Source organism: Nocardiopsis trehalosi NBRC 14201 (assembly GCF_001552555.1).
GTDB lineage: Bacteria > Actinomycetota > Actinomycetes > Streptosporangiales > Streptosporangiaceae > Nocardiopsis_B > Nocardiopsis_B trehalosi.
This window is the reverse complement of sequence record NZ_BCRK01000264.1, coordinates 1-5,940: the sequence shown is the minus strand read 5'-3', so window position 1 is coordinate 5,940 and position 5,940 is coordinate 1. Positions and strand designations below refer to the sequence as shown.

Here is a 5,940-nt window from a genome sequence, read left to right as displayed (position 1 = left end):
CCAGGGCCGCCCGCCCGCGCCCGGCGCCCGCCCCGCCCGGCCCGTCAGGCGGCGGGGCGGGTGAGGAGGCGGGGGCGGCCGGTGACGGGGTCGGTGAGGAGGCTGCCGTCGAGGCCGAACACCTCGCGCAGCGGGGCGGGGGCGAACACCCGCTCGGGCGGGCCGACCAGGTGCACGCGGCCCCGGTGCAGGGCCGCGACGGTGTCGGCGTAGGCGGCGGCGAGGTCGAGGGAGTGCAGCGCGGCGACCACCGTTGCGCCGAGCCCGGCCACCAGCTCCACCACGTCGAACTGGTGGCGGGGGTCGAGGTGGTTGGTGGGCTCGTCGAGGACGAGCAGCCGGGGCCGCTGGGCGAGGGCGCGGGCGAGCAGGACCCGCTGGCGCTCCCCGCCGGACAGGGTCGACAGCGGGCGGTCGGCGAGGTGGCCGCACCCGGTGGCGGCGAGGGACTCGGCGACCACGGCGCGGTCGGCGGCGGTGAGCCGGTCGAACAGGCCCAGGTGCGGGGCGCGGCCGAGGGCGACCGCCTGGTCGGCGGTCAGGTCGAACCCGCCGTGCTGGTCCTGGCCGAGGACGCCGACCCGGCGGGCGACCGCGCGGTGCGGGACGCGCCAGAGGTCGTCGTCGCCGAGGAGCAGCGTCCCGGCGGACGGGCGCAGCGCCCGGTAGACGGTCTTGAGCAGGGTCGACTTCCCGCTGCCGTTGGGCCCCACCAGGGCGACGAAGGCGCCGTCGGGGACGTCGAGGTCGACGCCGCGCAGAGCGGGGACGTCGGTCCACCCGGCGGTCAGGCCGGTGATCCGCAGCCTCACGGGGTTCCTCCGGGGGCGCCGGTGCCGCGGCGCAGCGCGGCGACGAAGAACGGGACGCCGACGACGGCGGTGAGGATGCCGATGGGCAGTTCCGTGGGGGCGAGGAGCATGCGCGCCGCGATGTCGGCCCAGACGAGCAGGAGTCCGCCGAGCAGGGCGGCCGTCGGCAGCACGCGGCGGTGGCCGGCGCCGACGAGCAGGCGGGCGAGGTGCGGGACCACCAGGCCGACGAAGCCGATGGTGCCGGAGACGGCGACGACGGTCCCGGTGAGCAGCGCGGCGGCGGCGAACAGGGCGGTGCGGGTGCGGGCGGCGTCCATGCCGAGGGCGGCGGCGCCCTCGTCGCCGAGGGCGAGGACGTCGAGGCGCCCGGCGCGGGCGGTCAGCGCCGCCGTGAGGACGGTGACGACGGCGGCGCAGGACAGGGCGAGCGGCCACTGCGCCCCGGCGAGGCTGCCGAGCAGCCAGAACAGCACCTGCTGCTGGGCGTCGGCCGCGTCGGCGCGCAGGACGAGGAACGACGCGGTGCCGCCGAGGAGCTGGCCGAGGGCGATGCCGACGAGGACGAGGCGGAGCGGGTCGAGCCCGCCGCCCCGGGTGCGGGCGGTGGCGACGACCGCCGCCCCCGCTGCGGCCGCGCCGGCGAACGCGGCGGCGGGCAGGGTGAGGGCGCCGGCCGCCCCGGCCCCGGTGGTGGTGATGACCAGGACCGCGCCGACGCTCGCCCCCGACGACAGGCCGAGGACGTGGGGGTCGGCGACGGGGTTGCGGACCAGGGCCTGGACCACCGCGCCCGCGACGGCGAGCCCCGCACCGACGAACACGCCCTGTACGACGCGGGGCGCCCGTAGCCGCCAGACGATGACGTCCTCGGTGGTGGCGGGGCCGCCGGCCCCGCTGAGGTGGTCGGCGAGCAGCCGGACGACGGTGGCCGGGGGCACGCCCACGGGCCCGGTGGCGATTCCGGCGACGGCGGACGCGGCGAGGGCGGCCGCGAGGACGGCCAGGAGGGGGGCCAGCGGCATCCGGTGCGCGGCGCGGAGCGCCCGGGCCCGTGGGCGGGCCGGGGTGCGGGCCGTCACCGGTCCGCCCCGCCGTGGAGGGCGGCGGCCAGCCGGGCGACGGCCTGGGGGTTGAGGACGCTGGGGGAGGTGGCGATGGACTGGGGGAGGACGACGAACCGGTCGTCGCGGACGGCGCTCGTGGCCGCGAGGGACGGGGCGGCGCGCAGCGCGTCGGTGATCTCCGCGCCGGTCGCGGGGGAGAACCCGGTGAGCACGAGGATGACCTGGGGGTCGCGGCGGACGACCTCCTCGGTGGAGATCTCCGCCATGCGCTGGTCGATGTCGCCGGCGATGTTCTCGCCGCCGGCGGCGGTGATGATGCCGTGGGTCGTGCTGGGCGCGCCGAGGGTGGAGACCCCTTGGCCGGCGGCGGGGGCGACGGACGCGGCGAGGACGCGGACCGGGTCGGCGCCCTCGGCGGGGGCGGCCGCCTCGGCCAGCTCCTTCTCCAGGCGGTCGGCGAGGTCGGCGCCGCGTTCGGGGACGCCGAAGACGTCGGCGGTCTGCCGGACGAAGGCGAGGGTGTCGTCGATCCCGTTCTCGGGGCCGCCGTCGTCGCAGGCGACGAGGGCGGCGATGCCGGCGTCCGCGAGTTCGGCGCGGGTTGGGGTGCCGTCGAAGGCGCCGAACTCGTAGGTGGAGATGCCCATGACGAGGTCGGGTTCGGCGGCGATGACGGCCTCGCGGTTGCCGGTGCCGTCGTCGATGACGGGGATGCGTTCGAGGTCGGCGCGGTCCTCGGCGGGGAACGCGGCGAAGAAGTCGGGGGCGGCCGTGCCGACGACGCGGTCGGCGAGGCCGAGTTCGCGCAGGATCGCGGCCGCGCCGCCGTCCATGGTCACGACCCGTTCGGGGGGACGGGCGAGGTCGGGGGGCGGCGGGCAGGCCGCGTCGGCGCCGCCGGGGCCGGACGCGGCGTCGGGGCCGGCCGCCGGGGCGCCGCAAGCGGGGAGGAGGAGCGCGGCGGCGAGGGCGGCCGCGTGAACGCGTCTCGGGGGGCGGGGTCGGGGCACCGGTGCCGCCTTTCGTCGGGGGGGCGGGCTCTCGGTGCAGGAGTCGGCCGGGCGGGGTGGGCGGTTCCCGCCAGGCGGCGCGTGGCCGTGGTCACACCGCGCTCCATCGGGTCGCGGAATATATGCGGACGCATTATCTTTCTAGGAAGAGATAGCATCCAGCCTGCGAGGGGGCACCATGAGTGAGAGCGTGAAGCTCAGCGTCATCTACTACTCCGCGACCGGAACGGGCACCGAGATCGCCCGCGAGATCGCGGAGACCGCCGAGAAGGAGGGCGCCGAGGTCCGCCTGCGCCGGGCCGCCGAGCTCGCCCCCGCCGAGGCGATCGCCAGCAACCCCGCGTGGGCCGCCAACGCCGAGGCCACCAAGGGCATCCCGGAGGCCACGCCCGACGACATCGTCTGGGCCGACGCCGTCGTGTTCGGCTCGCCCACCCGGTACGGCAACGTCGCGTCGCAGCTCAAGCAGTTCATCGACCAGCTCGGCCCGCAGTGGGGCCAGGGCCTGCTCGCCGACAAGGTCTACAGCGGGTTCACGTCCTCGGCCACGCTGCACGGGGGCCAGGAGTCGACGCTGCTCGCGCTGAGCCACACGTTCTACCACTTCGGCGGCATCATCGTGCCCCCCGGCTACACCGACGGCTCGAAGTTCGCCGACGGCAACCCGTACGGCACCTCGCACGTCGACGCCCAGGGCAACAACCCGGTGGACGAGACCACCCGCACCGCCGCCCGGGTCCAGGCCCGCCGCGTGGTCCGCGTCGCCCGCGCCCTCAAGGCCGACTCCAGCCTCTGAGCCGGTACGCGTCGGTCCGCGCCGGCGCGCGCACACCGCCCTGTGAGGGGGAGGCCGAAGGGGCCGCGGTCACCCGACCGCGGCCCCTCCGCGCGTTCCGCCCGAGGAGACCGCCCGTCCTCCGGTCTCAGGGGCGGGGGTGGCGCATCGTCCACGGGTCCACCTCACCGCACATCCGTCGCGGTGCCGGTGCGCATGCGGTTCGACGGCGGTTCACGAGGCGAGATAGTCCATCGCGAACCCCACAAGAAAGAGGGTGAAGCCGGCGATTCTCGCGACGAGCGCGAGTTTCGGGTGGCTGAGAATCGAGGAGATCCGCTTCAGGATCGGGCCACCCCATTTCGCCGCGAAGAATCCCACCGCGCCCGCGATCAAGAGCCAGAGGAGCATCCCGCCGGGCAAGGGGAATGCGGAGCCGCGCTCTTCTCGGAGCTCACCCAGGGCGTCCACATGCTCGCTCCAGCCCGTCTCATACACGGAATACAGTCCCGTGGCCGACAGGGACACGGCCACGACCGCCGCGAGGGCGATCGCCACGGTGCGGAAAGCCGTGGCGGCGCGCACGTGCAGCTCGATGTCGCTCTCGCCGAGCAGTCGTTCGAACCATGCCCTGATCCTGTCCGGGCCGATGATGTCGAGAACGATGACGAACCCGGAGACAAAGGAGAGCAGCTTTCCCATCCTCCCGATCCAGACGATCGAGAACCCGTGGATCGTGTGGTCGTCGAGCTGCCGTCCGGATATCCATATTCCGAGTGCTTCCAGGAGGGTGAGATCCACTCCCTCATCCTAGATATCCAGCGCAGCGGGCGTGGCGGTCCTGACGCGGGAGCGCGGTGGGACGGCGCGATCCCGCCGTCCCGTCTCGCGGCCCCGTCTCGCGGCCCCTCCGCGCGTTCCGCGCTCCGGGCACCTGTCGGCGGGCGGCGGTAGCCTGGCGGCCCGTGGCCGATGAGCGGAGGACCCGACCGTGACCAGGTACGTCGCGCTGCTGCGCGGCATCAACGTCGGCGGGCACCGGAAGGTGCGCATGGCCGACCTCCGGGCGATGCTCGACGGCCTCGGCTACACCGGTGTGGCGACCCTGCTGCAGAGCGGCAACGCCGTGCTGACCGCGCCCGGCACCCCGCCCGACGCGGTCGGGGCGGCCATCGGCGCCCGGATCGAACGCGACCTCGGGTTCCCCGTCAACGTCCTGGTGCGCACCGCCGGCGACCTGCGGCGGGTGGTCGACGGGCTGCCGTTCCCGGTGCCCGACCCCGCCAAGTGCGCGGTGGCGTTCCTGCCCGGTCCGGTCGACCGCGACCGGTGGGCGGCCTTCGACCCCGCGCCCTACGCGCCCGAGGAGGTGGCGGCGGGCGAGCGCGAGTTCTACCTCTCCCTGCCCGGCGGGCTCGGCCGCGCCGTACTGCCGCGCGCGATGGGCCCCCTGCTCGACGGCGCGACCGTCCGCAACTGGTCCACCACCACCCGCCTGCTCGCCCTCGCCGAGGGCTGACCCCGGGCGCCGCCGGGCCGGGCCCGCCGCCGGCCCCGTTCGGCCGTATTGACAAAACCGTATTGCCGGTACTGCAATGAACGGTATGCACCAGCCCGAACCCGCCCCGACCGGCCCCGACCCCGGCGACCTCGACCGCGTCCTGTCCGGCGTCGGCGACCGGCTCCGCCGCGTCCGGCGGCGGCGCGGCGCCACCCTCGCCGCGCTGGCCGAGGCCACCGGCATCTCGGTCAGCACCCTGTCGCGCCTGGAGTCCGGCCGCCGCCGCCCCAGCCTGGAGCTGCTGCTGCCCATCGCCCGCGCCCACCAGGTGCCGCTGGACGAGCTGATCGGCGAACCGAAGGTCGAGGACCCCCGGGTCCGGACCACGCCCATCGTGGAGAACGGGCGCACCATGCTGCCGCTGTCGACCCGCCCCGGCGGCGTCCAGGCGTACAAGATGGTCCTCGAACCCGGCCCCTGCGAACCCGACCTGCGCACCCACGAGGGCTACGAGTGGATGTACGTCATCAGCGGGGAACTCCGACTGCTGCTGGCCGACCACGACATCGTGCTGCGCACCGGCGAGGCCGCCGAGTTCGACACCCGCCTGCCCCACTGGTTCGGCAACGCCGGGCGGACCCCCGTCGAGATCCTCAGCCTGTTCGGCCCCCAGGGCGAGCGCATGCACGTCCGCGCCCGCCCCAAGCGCCGCGACTGACCGCCCGAGCCGCTCCGCCGGCACCTCACCCACCCGGCCGGAGCGGCGGGGGCGCGG

At 75.8% G+C, this 5,940-nt stretch carries 7 protein-coding genes; 3 read left to right on the top strand and 4 right to left on the bottom strand.

The window, feature by feature from the left end; genetic code table 11:
- Positions 1-44: 44 nt before the first annotated feature.
- Genes NT8_RS26705 through NT8_RS26695 form a run of 3 tightly spaced genes read right to left on the bottom strand, consistent with a single transcriptional unit; the run spans position 45 to position 2,889 of the window.
- Positions 45-812, bottom strand: a complete 768-nt coding sequence (locus NT8_RS26705; RefSeq protein ID WP_067975470.1) for an ABC transporter ATP-binding protein — start codon at positions 810-812, stop codon at positions 45-47.
- On the bottom strand, positions 809-1,894 hold the full coding sequence (locus tag NT8_RS26700) for a FecCD family ABC transporter permease (RefSeq protein ID WP_245646348.1): 1,086 nt from the start codon (positions 1,892-1,894) through the stop codon (positions 809-811). Before NT8_RS26700 ends, NT8_RS26705 begins: the two co-directional genes overlap by 4 nt.
- On the bottom strand, positions 1,891-2,889 hold the full coding sequence (locus NT8_RS26695) for an ABC transporter substrate-binding protein (RefSeq protein ID WP_217999323.1): 999 nt from the start codon (positions 2,887-2,889) through the stop codon (positions 1,891-1,893). The genes NT8_RS26700 and NT8_RS26695 overlap by 4 nt, the downstream gene beginning before the upstream one ends.
- A 178-nt stretch (positions 2,890-3,067) precedes the next feature.
- Between NT8_RS26695 and wrbA the strand changes: the two genes are divergently transcribed.
- Positions 3,068-3,685, top strand: a complete 618-nt coding sequence (wrbA, locus tag NT8_RS26690; protein ID WP_067975467.1) for an NAD(P)H:quinone oxidoreductase — start codon at positions 3,068-3,070, stop codon at positions 3,683-3,685.
- Between the two features lie 213 nt (positions 3,686-3,898).
- Here wrbA and NT8_RS26685 read toward each other — a convergent pair whose 3' ends face one another.
- Positions 3,899-4,465 carry a hypothetical protein gene (locus NT8_RS26685; protein WP_067975466.1) on the bottom strand — a complete coding sequence of 189 codons (567 nt, stop codon included), beginning with the start codon at positions 4,463-4,465 and terminating at the stop codon, positions 3,899-3,901.
- Positions 4,466-4,655: 190 nt separating this feature from the next.
- Here NT8_RS26685 and NT8_RS26680 point away from each other — a divergent pair, with 190 nt between their 5' ends.
- Positions 4,656-5,183, top strand: a complete 528-nt coding sequence (locus tag NT8_RS26680) for a DUF1697 domain-containing protein (protein WP_067975463.1) — start codon at positions 4,656-4,658, stop codon at positions 5,181-5,183.
- 85 nt (positions 5,184-5,268) lie between these two features.
- Entirely contained in the window at positions 5,269-5,883 is a 615-nt protein-coding gene (locus NT8_RS26675) for a helix-turn-helix domain-containing protein (protein WP_217999322.1), read from the top strand.
- Positions 5,884-5,940 lie beyond the last annotated feature (57 nt).

What these genes read in the sequence shown, in the direction of transcription:
- wrbA (WP_067975467.1), top strand. Translation starts at nt 3,068, where the DNA reads ATGAGTGAGAGCGTGAAGCTCAGCGTCATCTACTACTCCGCGACCGGA.
- NT8_RS26675 (WP_217999322.1), top strand. Translation starts at nt 5,269, where the DNA reads ATGCACCAGCCCGAACCCGCCCCGACCGGCCCCGACCCCGGCGACCTC.